Source organism: Rhodococcus sp. HM1, assembly GCF_023218075.1.
Classification (GTDB): Bacteria; Actinomycetota; Actinomycetes; order Mycobacteriales; family Mycobacteriaceae; genus Rhodococcus.
The window spans coordinates 84,004-104,802 of the sequence record NZ_JALPTB010000015.1 but is presented as its reverse complement, the minus strand read 5'-3'; the positions used below and the strand labels follow the sequence as shown (position 1 = coordinate 104,802).

At 67.6% G+C, this 20,799-nt stretch carries 13 protein-coding genes and 1 pseudogene; 6 read left to right on the top strand and 8 right to left on the bottom strand.

The annotated features are described in order from the left end of the window. Positions 1 to 1,224, top strand: a pseudogene (locus M1M07_RS10900) (restriction endonuclease); the annotation flags it as partial. A gap of 342 nt (positions 1,225 to 1,566) precedes the next feature. Then, positions 1,567 to 2,199 (top strand): HNH endonuclease, encoded by a 633-nt coding sequence (locus M1M07_RS10895; RefSeq protein WP_248674164.1) that lies wholly within the window; start codon positions 1,567 to 1,569, stop codon positions 2,197 to 2,199. A gap of 99 nt (positions 2,200 to 2,298) precedes the next feature. Here the strand turns inward: M1M07_RS10895 and M1M07_RS10890 are convergent, their stop codons facing one another. Beyond that, on the bottom strand, positions 2,299 to 3,072 hold the full coding sequence (locus tag M1M07_RS10890; protein WP_248674163.1) for a hypothetical protein: 774 nt from the start codon (positions 3,070 to 3,072) through the stop codon (positions 2,299 to 2,301). 372 nt (positions 3,073 to 3,444) lie between these two features. On the opposite strand from M1M07_RS10890, the gene M1M07_RS10885 reads away from it, so the two are divergent. Together M1M07_RS10885 and M1M07_RS10880 are read left to right on the top strand one after the other, a co-directional pair. Continuing rightward, entirely contained in the window at positions 3,445 to 4,485 is a 1,041-nt protein-coding gene (locus tag M1M07_RS10885) for a hypothetical protein (protein ID WP_308200793.1), read from the top strand. A 72-nt stretch (positions 4,486 to 4,557) separates the two neighbouring features. Beyond that, entirely contained in the window at positions 4,558 to 4,728 is a 171-nt protein-coding gene (locus M1M07_RS10880) for a hypothetical protein (RefSeq protein WP_248674162.1), read from the top strand. A gap of 136 nt (positions 4,729 to 4,864) precedes the next feature. On the opposite strand, the gene M1M07_RS10875 is transcribed toward M1M07_RS10880, so the two are convergent. Beyond that, the gene (locus M1M07_RS10875; protein WP_248674161.1) at positions 4,865 to 5,863 is read right to left on the bottom strand and encodes a DUF4192 domain-containing protein; all 999 of its coding nucleotides are present in this window, start codon (positions 5,861 to 5,863) and stop codon (positions 4,865 to 4,867) included. Positions 5,864 to 6,294: 431 nt separating this feature from the next. Here M1M07_RS10875 and M1M07_RS10870 point away from each other — a divergent pair, with 431 nt between their 5' ends. Next, positions 6,295 to 6,462, top strand: a complete 168-nt coding sequence (locus M1M07_RS10870) for a hypothetical protein (RefSeq protein ID WP_006554639.1) — start codon at positions 6,295 to 6,297, stop codon at positions 6,460 to 6,462. 39 nt (positions 6,463 to 6,501) lie between these two features. On the opposite strand, the gene M1M07_RS10865 is transcribed toward M1M07_RS10870, so the two are convergent. The 6 genes from M1M07_RS10865 to M1M07_RS10840 form a co-directional block, all read right to left on the bottom strand. Next, positions 6,502 to 6,693 (bottom strand): hypothetical protein, encoded by a 192-nt coding sequence (locus tag M1M07_RS10865; protein WP_248674160.1) that lies wholly within the window; start codon positions 6,691 to 6,693, stop codon positions 6,502 to 6,504. Between the two features lie 880 nt (positions 6,694 to 7,573). Next, a complete protein-coding gene (locus M1M07_RS10860) occupies positions 7,574 to 8,176 on the bottom strand; it encodes a hypothetical protein (RefSeq protein ID WP_248674159.1) in 603 nt (200 codons plus the stop codon). 696 nt (positions 8,177 to 8,872) lie between these two features. Continuing rightward, positions 8,873 to 9,829 (bottom strand): Fic family protein, encoded by a 957-nt coding sequence (locus M1M07_RS10855; RefSeq protein WP_248674158.1) that lies wholly within the window; start codon positions 9,827 to 9,829, stop codon positions 8,873 to 8,875. A gap of 1 nt (position 9,830) precedes the next feature. Beyond that, positions 9,831 to 10,019, bottom strand: coding sequence for a hypothetical protein (locus M1M07_RS10850; RefSeq protein WP_029547296.1), 189 nt, complete (start codon positions 10,017 to 10,019; stop codon positions 9,831 to 9,833). 80 nt (positions 10,020 to 10,099) lie between these two features. Beyond that, on the bottom strand, positions 10,100 to 18,973 hold the full coding sequence (locus M1M07_RS10845) for a helicase-related protein (RefSeq protein ID WP_248674167.1): 8,874 nt from the start codon (positions 18,971 to 18,973) through the stop codon (positions 10,100 to 10,102). Between the two features lie 386 nt (positions 18,974 to 19,359). Then, positions 19,360 to 19,992, bottom strand: coding sequence for a hypothetical protein (locus M1M07_RS10840; RefSeq protein WP_248674157.1), 633 nt, complete (start codon positions 19,990 to 19,992; stop codon positions 19,360 to 19,362). A gap of 581 nt (positions 19,993 to 20,573) precedes the next feature. Between M1M07_RS10840 and M1M07_RS10835 the strand changes: the two genes are divergently transcribed. Beyond that, on the top strand, positions 20,574 to 20,765 hold the full coding sequence (locus M1M07_RS10835; protein WP_248674156.1) for a hypothetical protein: 192 nt from the start codon (positions 20,574 to 20,576) through the stop codon (positions 20,763 to 20,765). Positions 20,766 to 20,799: the final 34 nt, after the last annotated feature.

The window sequence follows — 20,799 nt, the reverse complement described above, 5'->3', positions numbered from 1 at the left end:
CCCTTCCCCTACTCCGATGCTCGCCTGCTGCCCTACCTCCAGCACTCGTTCTGGTTCCTCCCCACCGTCGCCTCCTGCGAGGCAATGGCGAACCTGCTGGCAGAGCGGCAGAATGTGTTCTGGCACGACTACCAGGTCCTCGTAGTCGCCGGCCCACAAGCAGGGATCGGACTTGAGGCCTTGCCACCGGTACGCGCGGCGATCCGCGACGGACACGACACCAAAACCATCACCCTGTCGTGCGGGAAACTCACCACCGGGGTCACGGTGAAGCAATGGTCCGCGATCCTGATGCTGCGCAATCTCAACTCCCCGGAAACGTACTTCCAGGCAGCGTTCAGGGTGCAGTCACCGTGGTCGATCAAGAACCCCAACGGTGACGACCCGAGCAAGGAGGATGTACTCAAGCCGGTGTGTTTCGTGTTCGACTTCGCCCCAACCCGCGCGTTGCGCCAGATTTCTGACTACGGGGTGGGGCTCTCGCCGGAAACCTCGAACCCTGAGCAGGCCGTCGAGGAGCTGGTGAGGTTCCTGCCGGTACTCGCCTACGACGGCTCGAACATGACCCAGGTCGATGCGGGCGGCATCCTCGATATCGCGATGGCGGGGACATCGGCGACATTGTTGGCCCGCAAGTGGGAGTCTGCGATCCTGGTCAACGTCGACAACGAGACCCTGCGCCGCATTATGAACAACCAGGCGGCAATGGACGCGGTGATGAACATCGAAGGGTTCCGGGCCTTGGGTTCGGAGATCTTCGAGACCGTCGTCAACAAGAGTGACGCCGTCAAGCAAGCCAAGAAGGAGCGGGGTGAGGATCTCACTCCGAAAGAGAAGCGGGAACTCACAGCGGAGGAGAAGGAGTACAAGTCCAAGCGGAAGCAGATTCAGGAAAAACTGGTCAAGTTCGCCACTCGCATTCCGGCGTTCATGTACCTCACCGACTTCCGTGAGAACACGCTCCAAGACGTCATCACCAAACTGGAGCCTGACTTGTTCAAGGCCGTCACTGGTTTGAGCGTGGCTGACTTTCACCTACTGGTCAACCTCGGCGTCTTTAATGCCACTCATATGAACCAGGCCGTATTCGCCTTCCGCCGCTACGAAGACGCCTCCCTGTCGTACACCGGTATCGATTCTCATCCGGGCCTGCGCCACTACGGTCTGTACGACACCGTCGTTGCTGCCGATGAGGAACCTGGCCGCTCGATAGACGGAAGTTGACATATGAGCGCCTATCGGCGGTGAACGCCCGGAGGCGTTATCGAGGGGGTAATCCCGTTTCGGTCTGGTCCTCTGACGCTCCTCGATGTTCGGTCACAGAGCTGCCCGGGACCGGACCGACTATCGGGAACCTGCCAGGGCCTACGGCGTCGGAGGTTCGGTCTCTGCCTGCTTGGCGATCTCATACAAGGTGCGGCCGTTGTACCGCCACACGCGGACCGGTAGGTGAGATGCCCGATCGCCGACACGGACCACGTACTGGCTTCATCCACCGAGCTCGCTGGCACTTCCCGCCGGATGTGCGGAGAGTGGGTAGTTGGGAGTGGCTCTACGATCGAAGATGTGTCGAATCCCGAATCCCGATCTGCCGAAACGGTTCCGGATCCTGCTGTCATCGAGGGCGACAAGGCCGATATTCTCGCTCGCACCGTGGCCGCGATCGATGCCGGTGATCTCGAGCAGGGTCGGCAGATCCTGCGTAGTGAGTATCCCTTCAGTCCGGTGGCGAAGAACTCGCGTCAGTACACCGAACGCCAATGCCTGCGCGTGTTCTACCGGGACGGCTTCCTCGACCGCTACAGCGGCGCCAAGCTCGTGCACCCGGCTGCCCTGCGCACACTGTCGCTGATCCTGCCGGAAGAGTTCCCTGCGCATCCGAACTGGCAGATGTCGCAGTCGCACTTCGCGTTCTGGGAGTTGTTTCCGACCATCGATCATCTGGTTCCGGTCGCCCGCGGCGGCGTGGATGCGGAACCGAACTGGGTGAGCACCTCGATGCTACGCAACTCCGCCAAAGCACACTGGACCCTCCACGAACTCGGCTGGAGCCTCACCGCACCCGGGAACCACAGAATCTGGGACGGCCTGTCCGGCTGGTTCGTCGGCTACGTCGAGGCCCGTCCGGAGTTGATGGCCGACAAGTACCTGGCCCGCTGGTTCCGCGCGACGATCGATGTGCGCTCCACCCTGACTTAGCGCGTATGCAGTGATCACTGCCTGCGGATAGTCCCGGCGGGCCGCTCGCAAGGTCCGGGTGCTCGTGTGGTCCGACAGGTCAGACGTTGTGGATCCTCCCTATCCGGTGCGGGTCTGCGCCTGGGCCGCGGCGGTCGCTGCCAGGTCGACTGCCTGGGTCTTGCCTTGCCCGCTGCCCAGCAGGGACCCCGGCCGATAGGTGACCTGCACGATCGTTGCTCCCACTCGAGCGCTGACCCAATAGCTCGAGCTCGCAGGCGCATCCGGATACCGGACCATGGCCGTGGTCTGCATGAGAGCAACAGACTCGTCACCGACCGCAGCGTCGAAGAGTTCCTGGCCCTCCTGAAAGGTGTAGCCGGCAGCCCCAGCGCCCATCTGCCAGGACACACACCGCTCGACGACGGCTCGATACGCCGCCAGCGCTGTCGCAGCGGCCTGCTCGTTCCGGTACACGAACGCCTGGCTGGTGATCGCTTCGACTTCTGCTGCCTGGTCGAAATACCAGCCGGCACCGGCCTGGTCGGTCATCTCCTCGGTGCGCAGCGTCCAGGATTGGTTGCTGCACTCCGGTTGCGACGCGGGCTGCCGCTGCGCCGACTCGGGGTCACCATCGTCATCCGGTTTCCATCCCGCTCCGGGCAGCTGGTCCGCAGAGAGAACCAGCTGGTCCGCGGCGAGCGGGGCCGGCGTCGGGGCCGCAGACGTCGTCGATGTCGCGGAGGTCGGAGTAGCCGACGGCGACACCGCGCTGCTCGTGGGGAAGGCCGCTGACGCCGGGGTGGTCGATGATGGCTCCTGCGTCGCCGTGTCGGAGTCACTGCCGGACGAGCACCCGGACAATCCCAGCACGATCGCGCCGACCACAGACACCGTCGGTGCCCAACGCCGAGTTACTCCTTGACCGGTTCTCAACACGAAGCACAAGGCTAATCGACCACGCTCCTGGCAGGCCCGAAGCTACGTCGAGGCGAGTTCGGGCCAGCGGTACGCACCTACGAGGTCGACGAACTGGGACGCCTGGTCGTCGTCGATCCCGACATCGCCGGCCGTCATCGGCTCTAGCGCGTCGACGGCACCGGGGCCGGATCGACGTCGACGCAGGCAGGTCGCGTCGGCGGATTGCTGAGTGAGTTCCGGTCGGTTCGCCGCCGATGATCTCGGTGCTGGTGTCGTTCGGTCCGGTGCCGCCGCGAAGGGTCGATGACCGCCTTGTGTGTCACCCGGATCGATTACCGTGCATTCATGTCCGCAGCTGCTGATCTGTCGCCGGTGGTCGAGGCCGTGCGTGGCCTCGACCTGCGTCCGCGCCAGCGGCAGTGGATGAGTCTGAGCCTGTGTGTCGTCGATGCGGTCTACAGCATCGGCGCCCACTACGACCGTCACGTGCTGCCGGTGGTACGCCGGGTCGCCGCCGATGCCGGCATCGAGACGCCCTCCGTGCCGCCGCCGGTCACCGGCCTGGCCGACCCACTGCCGCTCGAGCGGTTCCTGGATCGCTACGACACCGTCGACGCACTGCTGGCGGTGACGAACAACCAGCAGCGCACCTCACCGCGCGGGGGCATCCTCAAGGCCGAAGCCGTGCTGCAGTACGCGACGATCCTCCACGAGCACGGGATCCGCACACTCGACGACGCTCGCGTCCTGCTCGACGACCCGCAGCGGCTCGACACTGTGGAAACCGCGCTGCGGACCGTTCCCGGCGAAGGCGGGTTCGGGGTGCGCCGCGGCTATCTGTGGATGCTCGTCGGCGACGAGGACACCGTCAAACCCGACCGCATGGTGCTGCGGTGGCTGACCCGCCACGGCGCTGACGTCAACGCTGCCACCGCCCGCACCTTGCTCTCCGAGCTCGCGACCCAGGTCAGCAACGTGCTCGACCGACGCGTCACCGCCTGGGAGATCGACCATGCCATCTGGACATCGGCGCGGTCGGTACGCACCGAACTGCACACCGACCAGGAGGAGCCGCGCTCGGAGGATCCGTCGATAGGCCCGGATACTCGAGCGGTGGATGCGATGGCCGAGCTCGCCGATATCCGCGACCGCTTGGACACGGTCCTGGCCACCATCGGTGGACAGTCGTCCCGTCGCGTGGTCGTCGACCTCGACGATCCGGACGAGCCGGATCTGCATTTCGTGCTGACCGCGGCGCTGCGGGAGTGGGCCGACGATCTTCGACACCAGGTCCAGGACGATCCCGAGCATCCGAATCGGGCGGATTTCCTGCGGTGGGCCGAGGCTGCGGACCGGCTGCACGAACGCATCGACGAAGCCTTGTAGGACAACTTCCCCCTGCCGTCATCTGCAGGCGGCTGATGGTCATAGGACGGCGGGCCGGACGAGAGGATCGACATGGTGAAACGGTCACACGTGGAGAAGCAGTTGTACGACGCGATCAAGCACGGAATCCGCCCGAGTGAGAGCGAACTCGAAGCGATCGTGGGTGGCGAGAGTGTTCCCCGGTCGCAGTCCCCGGCGGTCGATTTCGGGTTCCCCGACGATGCGGAGCGGGACGAGTTCTGACGGTGTGCGCGGGGCTATGCTGTGCGTTGCAGGACGTGCGCAAGCGTCGGTCAGGCTCGATGCCTGATCGACGTTCCTGCGCAACGGGCGAGGCCCCCGGAACTACGGATTCCGGGGGCCTCGCTGTGTTGTGCCGTCAGAGCCAATCACTGCTCGGGGCGGGCAGCTCGACACCGAACTTCTCGCGGGCGATGCCGACTCCGGTGCCGGACAGCGTGCGCATCTGCCTCGGGTGCAGCCCCGTCGAGAGCGCCTGCTCGACCAGTCCGAGCAGACGCGTATCGGACAGGGGATGCCGGGCGGCCTCCTCGCGGGCTGCCTCGAATGCGCACCCGGCGTCCGGTCCCTGGAAGTTCACGTACGCGAAGAACCCGGCGACCGTCAGGGCCGCCACCCGTTCGGCCCCGTACAACTTGCGGGCGACGGCCGCCATCGTCTCGGCCGCGGTGGCCGGGTCGATCACTGCCAGTCCGAGGATCGCATCACGCGCCGTGATGTCGGTGGTGACGAGCAACCCGACTCGCGCTGCGAGTGCGGCCGTCGGCTCCTGGCGCTCGCGGACGGCGTCGGCCAGCTCGCTGATGACGCTGCGCGGGAAGTTCTCACCCATCACCTCCTTCGTCTTCCGTGCCCGGCGGTGGTCGGTCATCGTCGCGTCGTCACGCCGGTAGCGGGCCACGATCTCCTCGCGGGTGCGGGTGAACTGCTTGCCGGTGAAGACGGTCGCGGCGGCAGCCGCGGTCGTGGCCGGATCGACCACCGTGCCGGTCCCGAACGTCTGCATGTCGGTCCATGTCTGCCCGCCCTCGATACTCGGGGTGTAGTAGATCCCCTGCACCTCGACACCCAGCCCGAGCATCGTCGCGTTCACGCGGTCGCCCTCTGCGATCACCTCGCGGAAGGTGCGTCCCTTCGCCACGACGACGACGATCACTGCGTCGGACTCGCCGCTCCGGGCAATCGTCTCGGCCGTCAGTAGGCGTCCACCCGTCCCGAAGTCGGTGCGGACCATCCATGTGATGCGGCCCGCGCTCGAGAAGACCAGCACGATGGACTGCTCAGGTACGAACGACAGAACGGTTGGGACAGCAGCGATGAGTTCGCCGATTCCCTCGATGTGAATGCGGTCGGACATGGCCTCTCCTCACGGTCGCGGCGGACCTGCGCGGCCCGCCTGATCTTTTGCCCTTCTGGCATGGAGATAACGACCGGCCCAAGGACGCGGAGTGCAACCCCTGGGACGAAAAGTCTCGGGGGAGCGAAGCGGAGGAGAGAGTTTTCGGGCCGTCAGGCCGCGGAGCGCCCAGGGGTTGCGCGCAGCGGCCGGCCGGTCATGATCGGAAGGCCAGAAGGGGAAAGAGAGAGTTCTTTTTAGGGCGGAGCGCAGCGGAGCTCGATTCGGTGGACACCGAAGGTGGCCCGCGAAACCTCCGCGTTCCACCGTCGAGGTCCGACACCTCCGGTCGCGAGGGTGGTCTGCACGGCGCTCCTCGGCGAATCGGAAGCAGACGGGGCTCTCACCACGGCGCGGTCGGCGATCGTCACCACGGTGAGAGGATGGCCGATATGGCCTTTCCTCCAGAAGACGATCACGGACAGCCCGGCCTGGTCCGGCTCGACGACGGGCACTACGGCTACCGCTGGAAGGACAGCGACGAGGTCATCGTGCTCTACACCCCGGGCGTCGACCCGCCTCAGCCCGACTCGAGCGTGATCGTCACCGAGGCCGGCTGAGACGCTCGTCGGTCGTCGCCGGTTCGATGCCGCGGTCCGTCAGTCGCGGCCGGCGAAGTACTCGGCGAACCCTGCCACGAACCCGCGTTCGTAGTCGTCGACGTCGGGCTGCCCGACCGGCGCGGTGAACCATGTCGCGGCGTCGTCCCCGCTGGTTGCATCGCCGAGGTGGTCCCGCTCGGAGGCTTCGCGGAAACCCGCGGCGTGCCCCTGCGCGTAGGCGGTGGTCATGCACCGGTCCCTTCTCGTCGTCGTGATCGCGGACGGCGTAGCACGCACACTACGGTCAATGCACCGGGCTGTGTTCTGGTGCGCCCTCACATCCAGAAAAGGCACTGTGTTTGAGGGCGCCGACGACAAGAGTCCTACGTCACATATGCCCCAAAACGGTCGTTCGGTGTCTTAATGTCTCGGGGCGGCCGCACCCCGCCCCTCGTGGGGTGCGGCCACCCCGCCTGTTCGAAGGAAAGCCAGGGCGCACATCGAACCACTGGGCCACCCCGCGCTTTTCGGTTCGTTGGCCGCACCCTCTCGCGACCCACCTGGGCGTCCGGCCCGGACGCGGAGTATTGCCGCAGGCGCGCACCACCTCGGCCCGCAGGGATCGGGGCGCCCTGCGTCTCACACGAGGACAGCGCGATGCCCTGGCCGTCGGCGCACGCGCCGGCCGGGACAGGGGGCCGTTCCAACCAGACCGGAGGAGAGTGCGTGTACAACCAGGTTGTTCACTTCGTCGCCGGCGCTACTGCGGTGCTCGCTCCGGCATATCTGATCGCCGTGACGAACACCCGCGCCCATCCGACCGGCAAGGACGACAAGAGCGTTCGCCACACTCGTCGTCCTACAACTGAGCCGTGCTCCGAAAGTGCGGGATAACCTGGCCACTCATGCAGACTCGCGGCCGCGGCCGTAGACGCGTCCGCCGCCCCATCAAAGCCCCCGGCCGCCGACAGCACTGCCGGACCGGCATTCGATTGCCCTGCTGTTCACTTCACACGTCCTCCGTGGCGAAGCCATACACAATCTCGGGGGAACGAGATGCCTGAGACCGGGAGAGATCGCCTCCGGGCAAACGTACCGATCACATGTCGGGGGTTCACTGCCAGAGAGGTCAGACGCTGATGGCCCAGAGGACCAGGATGATCGTGGCGATGGCGCACAGTGCGGATGCGATTGCGAACGTCAACTCGCGGGGGTTTCCGGCGAGTTCCCGAAGCTCGGCGCCGATGGTCCAGTCGCTGTTCCTCGCCTGGGTGATCGCGCACAGGGCGACGCCGAGCAAAAGAGCGACGGATCCGATGCACAGCAGCCACAGTCCCCAGCCGACCGACACGAACATCTGGTCGTCGCTGAACAGTGCCTGACCTCGCGACATGTCGACAAACCCCGTTACGGCGCAGACGACTCCGGCGAGCATGGCTACCACGAACGGCCAGAGGGAATCCCATACGGCGCGGAGCAGCAGGCTCGCTCCGGCGACGCAGCCGGCAATCAGGGTGATCGTGCCGTCGGTGCCGTTGAAGGTCAGCGAGTTGACCGGAGTTTGCGCCACTCCCCAGGGGCCGGGCTGGCCACGATGAGGACGAGGCTCGCGACACAGGCCACTGCGTACCCGGCGATATTCAGGGTCGACATCGCGGATCGAGGCAGTGCAGCTGTGCTCATCTTCATCCCTCCGGCCGGCCGTGATTGCGACGATCGTAGTGGCCTGCACGTCGATGGAGCCGTTCGACAGTGCGATGCGGGCGCGGCGCGAGGTGGCCGACGGGTGCGCTACAGTCCCGATCAGCGGCGAGCAAGGGGCCGCTACCTCCCCCTCTCGGCTCGAGGATTCTCCGGGATCCCCGGCCCGGACCCGGTGACGGTGTTCACCGGGTTCGGAGAGGTAGCGGCCCCCGCGCGCTGACGAACAGCGGCAGGCCGACGCTTCCCGAAGACCGCCGTTGACGCCCCTCCATCGACCTGCCGCACCCCGATCATAGCGAGGGTTCGAAAGTATGTGCGAAAATCGGGGGGTGGTGGCGTACGAGCGCGCTCCGGAGATGTGCCCAGCGGGGCATGATCTGGGGCCGAATCGTGTGGCGGTGGGGTGGATTCCCTGTTCATGCGAGACGACTCGGCGGCCGTCGGGGGCGATGGGTCACCGGACGTACCGGTGTTTATGTGGGGCCGAAATTCTGATCCCGCCGCATACCGGGCCGGTCTTGTTCGGGGTGCAGTGGCCCACAAGGGAGCCGGGGGCCTCGCAGACGGGGCGATAGCTGCGCGGCAGGGGTGGCCGTGAGGCTGCCGCGCCACCGCTGCGCGCCAGCTTGCCCTCGAAGCAGTGATGGAGCCGATCGGGGTCTACTGAATGCACCCCCGGCACTATTCCGAATATCTGTTTCTTCCGTCTGATGCGGTATTCGAATTACGGGTCGAGGTCGTGGCTCGTGTGGTGCCTGTGGGGCAGGTCCACGGTCGCGGCGGGGGTGTCTGGCGCGGCAGTGCCGGGGGTTCTTGCCCGGACGGGCCGGGGGTGGCCGAGGGTCGCGGCGGCGATGGCGCGTAGGTCGACGCCGTGGTCGATGATCGGGCCGACGGGCAGTGGGTCGGTGGGGTCGGTGATCGCCATGTCGAGTACTTCGCGCATCAGGCGGGTGTCGCCGGTCTGCATGTACTCGAAGCGCCCCCAGACGAATTGCTCGCGGAGGTCTCCGAGCAGAGGGTTGCTGGCGAGGTCGGCCTTCTTGACGGCGATGAAGCGGTCGGTGTGAAGGGTGTAGCCGGCCTCGGTGCACAGCTGCCGGAAGAACGCGAATTGGGTACGGGTGTTGCCCTCACGAAAGCTGTGAACGTGATTGATCCGCAGCCACACTTTCGTCAGCTCGTCGAGGAACTGTTCTCGTCCGAGTCCGCGGAGGTTGTCCTTGGCGGCGATGCGCTCGAGAACCAGGGCGCTGGCCTCGGGGACGTCGCGGGCCTTGAAGTACGAATGCGGGATCTCGGTGACCCGGCGCTGACCGTTGCGCACGGCGGCGACGTCCGGCCCCATCTTGACCATCGGCCAGTCCCGTGGTGCGGTGCGCAGTTGCCCGGCCCAGGGGTAGATGTCCTGGAACAGGTGGTGGTGGATGCGTTGGAAGTGTGGCAGGTCGAACCGGCCGGGGATCGGATCGTCGGCCAGCTCCTGCATGCGCAGGTAGCTGATGACGCCTTCGGTGCGGTGCAGCAGGTCGGCGTCGGGGATGCCGTGCGGCCACTTGTCCGATCGCAGGACCAGGCTTTTCATCACGGCGCGGCTGGTGTCGGGCATTCCGTCCGGGTGCCAGTCGACCGTGTCGGGGATGAAGTAGTCGAGCCATTCGCGGGAGTAGCGCGGGGCCATGTCAGTCGATCTCGTAGCCGGCTTCGCGAGCCATGATCTTGGTGACTTCGTCGATGGTCGTGGTGCCTTGGATCAGTTCGACCAGCAGTTCCTTGTCGGCGTCGCTCATCTCGCGGCCTTCGATGGCCATGATCGGTTCCATCGCGGCGACGGCGGCGCGGGCTTCGGCTTCGGTCTTGCGTGGTGTCACAGGTTCCCCCTGGTCGGTGGTGTGGTGGGGCAAGACCGTCGGGTCCTGCCCCACCGGTGGTGTCGAGGTTAGAGACGCGGTCAGACGGCGCGGCCGTCTTCCTCGTACCCGCCTCCGTATTCGGCTTCGTACTGCTGCATCGGGTCGATGTGCTGCTGCTGTTGCGGCCGCGTGCCGTGGGGATTGAACTTGTGCAGTGGGCGAACGTCGCCTGCGGCACGCAATCCGTGTGCGAGCGTGTCATCGAGCTCGAAGGTGCCGGTGGCGGCGCTGATCGTCTCGGTCGGCTCCACGATCGCGTCGGCGGGTTCGACCACCGCGGCGGTCGGTTCCACCGTCGTGGGGGACGCGGCGTTGTCGAGGCGTTCGCGGCGGTCGAGGCTGGCCTGGTGGATCGCCTCGCGGGGGATCTGCCGGTCGGCGGCGAACTGTTCGACCACGCGGGTGCCGATGCTGAATGCCTCGCCTCGGGTGTTGACGGCTTCACGGTCGATCGCGCCGTCGCCGTCCCAGGCTTCGAGGTGCCATTGCCGGTCGTCCCAGTACACTCGGGCACCGGGCCGGCCGGTGCCGGCGTCGAAGCCGTACTGCCAGCTCGCTTCGGTCTCGTCGAGAGCCACCCACGGGTCGGCCTTGCGGTTCGCGTCGCGCTGCTCGGCGCCGTCGAGCCATTCCTGCCGGGCGGCGGCCATGCGGGCCGGGACCGAGGCGATGAGGTCGGACTTGCTCATGCCGCGGTGTTCGGCCCACGCATCGGTGGGGTTCAGGTCGAGGGTCCACTGCGGGTACTGCCCGTCCGCGGCCCGGCGCTCGCGTTCGTCGCGGGATCGGCGCAGTGCGTCGGGGGAGTTCTCGCGGGCGTTGACTTCCAGCCGCAGCTCTTCGGCCCGCAGTTTCGCGGCGTCGAGTTCGTCCGTCTCGGTGAACTCGAGTTCCGGTTCGGCCTCGGCGTCGGCGAGCCGGCCCCGGTTGTGTTCGATCCGCGCTTCGATGACCGGCACCTGCCGGGTGGCCTTCTCGGCGAGATTGCGGAGGGTGGTCAGCATCCCCTGCGCCCCACTGGCTTTCTCGACCGCGTTGAGGAACCGGTCGCGTTCGTACCAGGCGATCTCCTCGCCGACACAGACGTAGAACTGGCCCAGGACCTGGGTGTAGCCGAGTTCGAGGGGCACGCCGCCTATGGCCCCGAAGACCACCTCGTCGTTGCTGCGGGTCACCTCGTCCTCGAGCCGGATCAACGAGCTTCGCAGCGCGTCGGCCAGATCGGCGGTTTCCGAGTCGGGGATCGCGGCGTGGGGGAAGTGCCAGATCTTCGTGGCGCGGTCGTCGATGGTGTTCCACGCGGCGAGCTTGTCGACCATCGCCCGGACTTCGGGCAGCCGGTTCTCGTCGGTGGTGATGGACTTGCTCAAGGCCCGGATCGCGGCGCTGCGGGCGGCGTTGGCGTTGAGGACGGCGTCGCGGCGGGCTTCGAGGTCGGCGACCTGCTGGTCGGCCTCGACCTGCGCGACGAAGACCGGATCGCCGGTGGCGGCGGCCTTGCTCTGCGCCCACGAGACCGTCAGGTCGCCGCCGAGGTCTTCCATCGTGGGGGGCACGTCGGCCTTGCGGATCATGGCGACGAAGTTCGATTTGCGGGCCACGTACTGGTACATCATCGCATCAAAGGAGCGGCGGGCGACCATGTTGACCACGCGGACGCTCTGGTGGACGTTGCCCTGGCGGATGATGCGGCCGAGGCGTTGTTCCATGTCGGCGGCGGTCCACGCCGGGTCGAGGTTGATCATCTGCTTGAGCGCCCGCTGGACGTTCAGGCCGGTGCCGCCCTTCTTGGTGGAGGTGAGCAGCACCCGGATCCGCCCGTCCGCACACGCTTCGACCAGCCTCGCTTTGGCCTTGGGGCCCTCGTAGTCGTGCATGAACGCGATCTCTTCGCGCTTCATGCCCCGAGCGACCAGGGCGTCGCGCAGCTCGGTGTAGAGATTGCGGGCCCGGGGGCCGGCGCCGGCCTTGGGGGTGCCGCGGTCGCAGAACACCAGCTGGAACACCCCGGTCATCTCGGGGCCGTACTTGTCGGCCGGGATGCGCAGGTCGGCGTGGTCGGTGTGGACCTGCCAGATCAGCTCGGCGGCGTGTTCGATGCGGCTGTGCTCCGGCTCCGGTGGGGCGAGGTTCGCCAGCGAGGGGTGCATGGTGAGGTTGCGCCCGTCGGTGGCGATCTTGAGGCTGTTGTCCAGGTCCATCCGATCGCCCTGGATCATGCCCATGCGCACATCCAGGTCGGCCATCGCGTCGACGGCGTCGGGGCCCATGTCGAACTCGACGATCTGCGGGGTGCCGCCGTCGAGGGTGGGCAGGCGCACCGGGATCTGATCGGCGGTCACCACGTCCCGGAACTGGTCGAACATCGCCACCAGCTGCGGCACGTTGGCGTATTCGGCCATGCGAGTCTTCATCTGGATGCGGGTGGCGGTGGCGTTCATCTCCGCCACCGACACCGACTTGGCGAAGGTGCCCGCCCAGTTGTCGATGCGCCCGAGACCGGCCTCGTGCAGCAGGTCCGGGCGCAGGTACTTGGTCATCACCCAGATCTCCGACAGCGAGTTGGTGATCGGGGTGCCGGTGGCGAACGCGATCGCCTTGGCCGGGGCGTGCGGCATCCCCTGCTCGGCGTTGCGCACGCGGGCCTGCTCCCGCAGATACTTGGCTTTCATCTCCAGGTCGGTGGCGCGCTGGGAGCCGGTCGGCACCGACAGGTCGGCGCTGTTGGACGGGCGGGTGAGGTTCTTGTAGTCGTGCGCCTCGTCGACGAACAAGAAATCGCAGCCCGACTGCTCGAAGGTCAGCCCGTCGTCGGTGGCCTTGGCGTCGATGATCTTCTCGATGCGCCCTTCGGCGGCCTTGATCGCGTTCTCGATCTGCTTGACCGTGAACTCCGCGCCCTGGCTGTTGGCGGCGTCGAGAGCCTGCCGTAGTTCGGCGAGTTCGCTTTCGAGGTACTCGATCTGCGCTTCGCGGCGCATGGCGATCTTGCCGAACACCGACTGCGGCACGATCACCAGATCCCAGTCCCCGACGGCGCTCTGCCCGACGAAGCGTTGCCGGTCATCGCGCCCGTCCAGTTCGGCGGCGACGAGGATGTTGGCGTTCGGGTAGGCGTCGCGGGCCTCGACCGCCCACTGCGCCAGCAGGTGGTTGGGCACCACGATCCAGGGCTGCCGGATCTGTCCGAGGCGTGTGGCTTCCATGCACGAGGCGGTGATCGTCAGGGTCTTGCCGGCTCCGACCACGTGGTCGAGCAGGATCGTCTCGTCGTGCAGGAACCGCTGCACCGCTGCGGCCTGGTAGTCGTAGGGCGTGTATTTCGGGTTCAGGCCGGGGAAGGTCTTGCTGCGTCCGTCGTGGACCGGCTTGACGTAGGAGTTGTAGCGCTCGTTGAAGGTGGCGGCCAGGCGCAGATAGCGGTCGCCGTCCTCCCACAACCACTTCTCGAACCGCTCTTGCAGCGCACCAGCGGAGGCGTGGGCCTGTTCGGTGAGCTTGACATGGAACCGCGGCTTGGGGGAGCGCTCGAGCTCGTCGGCGGTCTTGTTGACCTGGATGGGTTTGTTGTTGGCGAGCAGCTCGAACATCTTCACCCCGGGCAGCCGGCCGGTGCCGTACTTGTCGGGATAGCCGCTGGAGAACTCGTGGCGGCTTTTCTGGTCGGTGGAGATCTCCCAGCTGCCGCTGATCGCGTCGTGCTCGACGGTGAGCCGGTCCGGGCGCAGCCCGAACTCCTGGATCAGGAACGCCCGGTAGTCCTCGATCGGCACCCAGGTCGCGCCGATGCGCACCCCGATGTCGGCGGGGTCCACATCCGCCGGCACCACCGATTCCAGGGCCTGCACCAGCGGGGCGTAGCGGGGATCGGTGGCAGCTTTGACCTGGGCGAGGGTGAGTTTGTCGCGGACCTGCCCGGACAACGCGACGGTGGCGAGTTCCCACTGGTCGTCGGCGTGCAGGGACGGATAGATCCGACCCTGGGCCTGGTCGAGGGCGTCCTCGACGGACAGGTTCAGCAACTCGGCGACCCGGTGCGGGGCGATGTGTCCGAGTTCGTCGAAGCAGATCGCCAACGCCTCGTCGAGGTCGGCGGCGGCGGTGGCCTTGTCCTTGAACGGGGTGGTGTCCTCGGTGAAGATCGCCGTCTTGGTCGCCACCGCCTCGCTGCCGTCGAAGCGCGACTGGAAGTTCTCGATCGCCAGCACCATGCCCAGGCGTGGATCACGAGCGATCGCGCCCTGCAGATGCGCGGAATACCGCCGCGGCTGCGGCTGCTCGGCCGCCTTCTCGCGCAGCTCCTCGAGCACCTCGTCGGGAATCGACCCGGTGTAGGGGCCGGCCTGCGTCGGGTCGAGACCGTCGGCAATAGCCTCGTCGCGGCCGGTCTTGATCCGCCACTCGGTGATCGCCTTGTCCAGGCGAGCGGCGATCTTCTCGTCCGACAGCGGGGTCGGGTCGGTGAGCTTGAACCGGTTCAGCGGTCCCCACCTGCGCACGTAACGGTCGTAGAGCGAGTTCAGCCGGGCGCGGATCACGTCGCGGTCGGCGACGGTGTGGCTGCGGGAGCGGCTGGCCTCGGCCAGCTCCATCACCGTCTCACCGAGAGCGATGAGCACCTTCCACTGCTCGGCGAGGTCCTTGCCGCGGCAGCCGGCCTCGGCCCAGCCCCGGCCCAGGGTGAACTGCTCGAAACGGTTCTCGGTCTCGTGGAATCGCATCGCACCGGGCAGCACCTCGTTGGAGTCGAGACCTGTTCCGGTGCGCAGCCCCGGCGTGGTGAACGCTTCGACCCCCGCCGGATCGGGGGCCGGGGCGGTGAACCCGAGACCGCGGGCGACGGCCCGGTCGATGAGCGGATCGAGCTGGGTACGCAGCTGCTCGGCCAGGGCGGCGCCGGTGTGCGCGGTGACCCGCAGCGAGCCCCCGGCATACATGCCGCCCCCCACGGTGAGGGTGCCCAGCACCCGATCCGGGTACTTCGCGAAGTACGGGTTGATCCAGGTCCGCGCCTGCTCACCGGTCTTGGCGTCGACCGCGGCGACCTGCACGGCGGGTGTGGCCCAGTCGAGGGTGTCCTCGGTGGGGGTGGCTCCGTCCTCGCGGCGGCGGAAGATGAGCACGTCGGTGACCACGTCGGTGCCGGCCTGCCGGTCGAACGCGCCGGTGGGCAGACGCACCGCACCGATCAGATCACCCTTCGCGATGATCGCGGCGCGCTGTTCGGCGCGTTTGGCGTCCGAGGTGAACATGCTCGTCACCACGGCGACGTAGCCACCGGGCGCGGTCAGGGCGAGGGATTTGGCGATGAAGTGGTTGTGGATCGACAACCCGCCCGGGTTGTGGATCGGATCGACGGGCGCGAACTTGCCGAAAGGGACGTTGCCGATCGCCCCGGTGAACGTGTTCTCAGGGGCGAAGTTGCGTTCGAAGCCGTGATTGCGGATCTGCTGCGAGGGATACAGGTAGTGCGCGATCTTCGCGCTGATCGGCTCGATCTCGACGCCGACCATACGCACCTTCTCCGGGGCGGTGCCGACGAAATGACCGGCCCCGCAACCAGGTTCGAGCAAAAGCGCACCGTCTGGCAGTCCGGCCCGCGCCGCCGCCCGCCACAGTTCCGCGACGATCGCCGGATCGGTGTAGTGCGCATTCAGGGTGGTCGCACGGGCCTGCGCGAAACCCTTCTCCCCGAGCAGATCGAGCAGTTCGGCGTGCTCGTCGCCCCACTGCGCGAGCATCTTCGGGCGGTTGTCGAAGACCTCCGGGACCGCTCCCCAGCCGGACCACTGCGCCAGCACCGCCTGCTCGTCGGCGGTGGCCGGTCGCTGCTGCTCCTCGAGCCGGCGCACCAGACGCAGGGCGGCGATGTTCGCCCGCGCCCGGGCCTTCGCCCCGGTCGGGACCAGCACCTCGGTGCCGAGGGTGAAGTCCTGCGCATCGACGGTCGGCGGCACTGCACGCACCGCCGCCGCCGCCGCGGCGGTGGCCCCGGGTCGTAGCTGGTCAACGGCGGGCTGTGCTGCGGCCGCGGCATCGGCAGCGGCATCTGTGGCCGGTTCGCCGGTCTCGGTGACAGTGGTGGACTGCTCGGCCTGGGTCTCCGCCTGGGTCTCGGCCGCGGCCGCAGGTGTGGCCCCGGGTCGTGGCTGGTCAACGGCGGTCTGTGGTTCGACGCCGGCAGCGGCGGCGTACTCGGCGGCGGTGGCGCGGGAGACCCACACGTGTGCGCCGGATTCCTTGCGGACCCGCACCAGCTGGCTCGTGTCCCGCCACAGGGGACTCGACAGCGGTTCGCCGTAATCGGTTTCGGGAACGACCAGCTCGTTGGTGTCCGGGGCCGGGGCGCTCTGCGCCGCCTCGTCGGTCGGGGCGGCAGTGTCCGGCTCGGTGGTCGTCTCCGCGTCCGGTGCCGGAGTCGCGTCGGTGGTCGTGGCAGGTTCAGGGGCCGGGGTCGGCGCGGCGACCGGCCCGATGGGGCCGACCATCAGGGGATCGGTGAGCACCCACGCGGTCGCGGGCGCATCGGCGGCAGGGGCGGCAGGGGCCGGGTCCGATGGCTCGGTGGGAGCCGATTCGACCTCTTCGAAGATCACCGCGCCTGCGTCGTCGATCGCAGGCGCTACGACTCGAGGGGAGGGCGGTTCGGCCTCCTCACTAACCTGCGGTTCTGCCTCGGTGTCGGTGTCGGTGTCGTGCTGGGCTTCGGTCTCGGCGGTGTGGTCCGGGTCGAGCTGCTCGCCGTCGCGTTCGGCGGCGAGCACGGCGCGGGCGTCGGCGAGCACGGCGCGGGCGTCGGCGATCGCGTCCCGCATCGTCAGCTCGGGCCGGGGCTGGCCATCGACGTAGGTGATGTGCTCGCTGCTGTTCGGTGCCCACCCGGAGCGGACTGTGACGTGTCGGCCGTCGGGGTCACCGAGGACCACATCTCCGGCCCCGGCGAAGGTCAGGTCGGCGGGGGTGAGGCTGTAGAGGTCGTTCCCGGCTGCCCGAATGTCACGCAGGACCTTCGGGTCCACGTCGTTGTCGAGGGTCCAGTCCAGATCGATGCCGTAGCTGTCGAGCAGTGCGGTCTCGGCCGGGAAATCGCTGCGCAGCTGGTCGATGATGCCGCTACGCACGTCCTTGATGAGCGAGTGGGAGGCAACGAAGGTGCCTGTTTCGTTGTACTTCCACAGCAGGTCCGCACGGGCGGCAGCGTGGTAGAACTCGTTGTTCCGGGCGTAGTCGATCGCCCTGGTCAGCACGGTGGCGCGGGCCTGGGCGTAGGGCCGGTAGGCACGTTCGATCCACTCCGGGATCTCGATGTTGCGTGCGTCGAGCAGCGCCCCGATCGCCGCCCGTGCATTGCGGCCGCAGGTGACGGAGGTGCCGCCCCCGTCGAGGGTGTAATCCCAGCCCCGGATCGGGAAGAAGCTGACTTTGCTGTTCGGGCGGTCGTTCAACCGCAGGGCGCAGTATGCGGCCCCGTCACCGAACAGAGCGGCAAGATCCGACGGCTCGGGTGGGGGCAGGTTCGGGATGATGTTCCCGCGCATCTCCGCAGCGAGACGCTCGGCGGGAATGCCCGCGGTGGCGGCGATGAGATCAGGGCGTTCCTCGGTCATGACCTCGAACGCGGTCTCGATGCCGATTTCGATGATCGGGGTGTGCGTGTGCATCGGCAGTCCGGCCCACGATCCGAGCAGTGGGTCACGCTGGGCGTGCCTGGTCATCCACGCCGTCCACTCCGCGGCGGTGTCCTGGTCCCAGGTCAGTTCGGGGCCGTGGATGCGCTCCCATTCGGCGTAGGCCCGCTCGTACAGCTCGGCTGGCAGCGGGTGGTGCTCGAGCAGCACCTTCGCTGCGGCCTGCCGCAGTGGGGATGCCTCGCGGGCGGCTTCGGCGATCAGGCTCTGGGCCGCGGAACGGGCCACGGCCGGCAAGTAGTCCGGGCGCCGGCCCTCGACCGTGGCGATGAGTCTGGGATCCACGGCGACCTCGGCGACCAGAGCCTGACGTTCCTCAGCGGTGGCCTCGCGGCGTCCCTGCTCGACCCCGGCGAACCACTGGCTGCGGATCTCGTCGCGAGCCTTGCGACCGCGCACCGCCTCGAGCGCAGCAGCGACCTCGGGATCGACGTCCGGCTGCGGAATGGTCAGCGGGTCGGCCGGGTCGTAGGCGGCGCGACCCCGCGCCCACCACTGCTCGACCTCGACCGTGGCGGCCTGGTCGATGCCGTCCTGCACCGCCTCGACGTGCTCGCTGCGCTGCTCGGCGGTCTCCAGCTCGGCCGGCTCCTGCGCGTCCAAAACGTGCTGGGTGGTGTCGAGGAAGTCCTCCTCGATCGCGCGGTCCTCGCTGGCGCGGGCATCGACGATCGTGTCGACGGTTTCGGCGGTGACCGGATGCTGCACCGGCTCACCGGTGCGGGCCTGCCAGTACGCCTCGGCGGCGCGGTGCCCGAGTTCGCCCCAGCGTTTCGGATCCGCCAGGATCGACCGGCACACCAGGAACATCTCGTCGGTGAGTGAATCCCGATCGGCCATCAGATCGGCCAGGGCGACCTGGGCCTTGACCTTGAAATGCCCATCCGCCCACGACAGGAACTGCGCGGCGGTGTTGACCTGCGGGTTCGCGGCGGCATCGGCGTCGGCGTCCGGCTCGGCCAGGGTCTCGAGCAACCGGCGCTCGACCTCGGCCAGCGGATCGATCCGCGGCCGCGGCTGCCGAGCCTGCTCGACCTGCGGTTCCTCGCTCCGGGACACCTCGGCAGCGGCCGGGTCCTGCGGTGTCGGCTCGGCCGGTGCCGCGGCCGGGAGGAACATCGGCCCTGCGGGACGGTCGGTGAATTGCGCCAGCGGCAGGTTGCCGGCCAGCAGCGAGGCGATCAGATCATGGGCCTGACCTTTGGTGATGCCCTCGTCGAGCACGAACGGCACGTTCGTCTCCGCTGCCAGACGCTCGATGGTCCGCAGCTGCCGCTCGGTCGCGGGATGCTCACGCCAGACCGGCTGCGCGGCCGCGACCTCGCGCACCGTCTGCTTGGGAACAGCCTCCGGGTCGATGCCCAGGGCGTGCAGCTCGTGGCGCAGCCGGTTCTCCTGCGCCCGTAGCTCCCGCCACTGCCCACGGAGCCGTTCGAGTTGTTCGGTGAACGTGGTGACGCGCTGACCGTTGAGGTCGATACCGCGATCGAGACCGCGTTCCTGGGCCGTGGCCAGGGATTTTGCGGACTTGGCCAGGCGATCACCGAGCTTCTCGCCCTGTTTACGCAGGCCGAACAGTTCATCGCGAACTTGCGCCCACTGCGCTTGGATCAGAACGGCAGATCGGGGTCCTGCGGCGGGTTGCGCCGCATCTCGTCCTCGATCAGTGCCGCCAGCTCGTCCGCGAGCGGATCGCGGGAGGTCATCGGCACCGGCTGGTTGTCCTCGATCCGCTGCGCGATCAGTGCCTCCGCCAGCGACAGGAACCATCCCGGCTTCGCCAGCCACACCCGTTCCACTACTCGTCCCGCGGCCGGGTTCGGCTTCACGTTCCGGGTCCGCCACCGATCCGGGTCCTGCGCTGTCCGGGCGGCTCCCCAGTCCTTCTCGATTTCCTGGTCGGCCCACTCCTCGAATCGCTCCCAGTCCTCTCGGATCTCGGGTGTCACCTGCGGATACAGCTCGCCTTCCAGCACCATCTCCCGAGCTGCCCGCCACGCTGTTTCCTTGGCGCGTACCGCGTCCTGGTACGTCGCGTCCGGGGCCGTCGGGGTCGCCTGCTCGAACTGCTCGGCCGCGTCCTCGGTCATCTGTTGCAGGCGCAGCGCTTCCCGGTCGATCTGCTCCTGCTCGGTCGCCGGGTCGATTCCCAGCCACTCGACCAAGATTCGCCTGGTCTCGGCCGCGATCGTCAGGTCGATTCCCTCGACCTGCGTGGTGAATTCCTCGCTCTGCGGTGCCATTGTGCCCTCCCTGATCCTCGGTTCCGAACGTGTCCTGGTTGGCGTTCTCGTCCGCCACGCGACCTCCTCGACTGCGCCCGACCCTGGGCGGAGTTCCCCCGATTCCGGGAACGTTTCAAGATCGATCTTACTCGATCAGTGCGCAGAGAAATGCCATCTGAACTGCACTTTTCGCCTTTTTACGACCCCGTTTCACTACCCAATACGCGATGCTCGCGGGGTGGCCGCAGCGACCGCCACCACGACGATCAGCGGAAGAATCAGAAGCCCTCCGACGCCGGCCGCCACCGCCCGAACCGGGCGGCCGTAACGGCGATACGACCTGTGCGCACAGAAGAGCGCGGCCAGGATTCCGAGCACATTGAAGATGAGAAGCACAACCATTCGATCCCCCTACCCCGGTGGGCGCGACAGGCACATCCGCCGTCTCGTCGTCCAGCTGTGCCTACACCACGGCGCCGACAGCGCCGCGGTCCGCGCATGTCCGCAGGCCGGCACAGCCCGTCTCGATTGCTCGCTGTCGCCACCGCCTGCCATCATGGGGGTACAACGGACCGGATCGAGACGGAAGGGAGCACGCCGTGACCACACACGACGTTCGGGCACTGGTCGCACGGTGGCGTGCGCTGCCTACCGAGGAGAAGGTCTATCGGCGGCGCGCCGCCGTGGTCGATCACGTGATCCACAGCATGGCGATGGAAGGCGAGCCGGTCTCCGACCGGTGGATCGAGCAGGCACGGCACCGCCAGCGCGCCATGCTGGGCTCGCGCTGATCGTGCACGCACGGACCCGCGCAGCAGCAGCGAC